Source organism: Acinetobacter sp. CIP 102529 (assembly GCF_000368325.1).
Classification (GTDB): Bacteria; Pseudomonadota; Gammaproteobacteria; order Pseudomonadales; family Moraxellaceae; genus Acinetobacter; species Acinetobacter parvus.
The window spans coordinates 8,425-9,689 of sequence record NZ_KB849354.1; the positions used below are offsets into that span (position 1 = coordinate 8,425).

At 33.8% G+C, this 1,265-nt stretch carries 2 protein-coding genes and 1 pseudogene; all 3 read left to right on the forward strand.

What is annotated here, in order from left to right:
• A pseudogene (locus tag F972_RS16180) lies at window positions 1–334 on the forward strand (transposase); the annotation flags it as partial.
• Window positions 335–365: 31 nt separating this feature from the next.
• The gene (locus tag F972_RS02330) at window positions 366–668 is read left to right on the forward strand and encodes a Card1-like endonuclease domain-containing protein (protein WP_004755717.1); all 303 of its coding nucleotides are present in this window, start codon (window positions 366–368) and stop codon (window positions 666–668) included.
• Window positions 669–729: 61 nt separating this feature from the next.
• On the forward strand, window positions 730–1,032 hold the full coding sequence (csx16, locus tag F972_RS02335; RefSeq protein ID WP_004681129.1) for a CRISPR-associated protein Csx16: 303 nt from the start codon (window positions 730–732) through the stop codon (window positions 1,030–1,032).
• Window positions 1,033–1,265: the final 233 nt, after the last annotated feature.

Below are 1,265 nucleotides of genomic sequence, written 5' to 3' on the forward strand. Positions count from 1 at the left end.
TTTTATATTGTGCATCAAGATGAAGATGATTTATTGTCCTTTGAGGGTTTTCATGAATTACATTCAAGTCATTGGAAAATAGAACAATATCACCGAGTGATTAAACAGGTTTGTCATATTGAAAAGTTTCAAGTAAGACGATCTAAACTGATTTTGAATCATATTTTTTTCAGCCTTGATGGCCTACGTCGAGATACAAAAAAACCAGTTTGAGCTGATCTTTGAAAATGTATATCGTTGGCAGAAGAAATTATTTAGACCAATTATCAAAGACTTCATTGATGACTTTATTCTCGATAAAAATCATCTGCTACCACAGAGAATCTATAAATAATAGTGCGTAAGTCCTAGATACTCCAAATGAAATGGATGTCATGTTTATTCATCATGCTCATTTATATTGTATAGAATGTAAAACAGCAAAAACGATGGCACATGAACAAGCTAAAGATGTTTTGTATAAATTATCTTCTTTGCAAGATTTTGGTGGAATCAACCAAAAACAAGCAGTTGTTTCGCTATATAGTTTGAAAGATTACAACTTAACTCGTGCCAATAATTCTGAAATTCGCATATTCCAAGAACGTGATTTACTCAATTTAAGTCAGCTTATTTCAGAATGGCTACAGCCTAAATCGATAAATATCAGTCAAGGTATAAGCTTATAGATCATACATTTGTAGTTGATCTATGGCATGCTTTTACATATTGAATGATGTGGAAAATAAGATGACCGTTTATTTTATTACTCGCCATAAAGGTGCATTAGAATGGGCTAAAGAGGAGCATGTACATTACGATGTGCATGTTACCCATTTAGCAAATTTTGATGAACTGCGTGCTGAAGATACGGTAATCGGGACTTTACCTATTCATTTGGTTGCAGACTTGCATGTGCGAGGTATTCGTTATGTTCATTTATCCATGCATGTGCCTGCACATTTCAGAGGTTTAGAATTAAGCGCACAACAGTTACGCGATTGTCGTATCCGATTGGAGGAATTTTATGTTGTACGCCCTAACCCAGTTTGATCAGCACGCCCATGTATGGGACTACAATTCATGTATTGACATAGTATTCGCACAAAAATTATCACAACATATTGTTTTTTATATTTATAAGAAAAATTGTGAAACATTTTGTCATACAGCAACTTTACTGATACATACTTTGAAATATTTAGCCTCTATAAGTCTTTGCTTTACAAAAGAAAAAAAAGAGGGTAGAGTCTGAACAGACTTCCCTGCTGATAAGGGATTAAGAC

Bases quoted from the DNA above. Each gene is read 5' to 3' on its own strand.
- F972_RS02330 (WP_004755717.1), top strand. From the start codon at position 366: ATGGATGTCATGTTTATTCATCATGCTCATTTATATTGTATAGAATGT.
- csx16 (WP_004681129.1), top strand. From the start codon at position 730: ATGACCGTTTATTTTATTACTCGCCATAAAGGTGCATTAGAATGGGCT.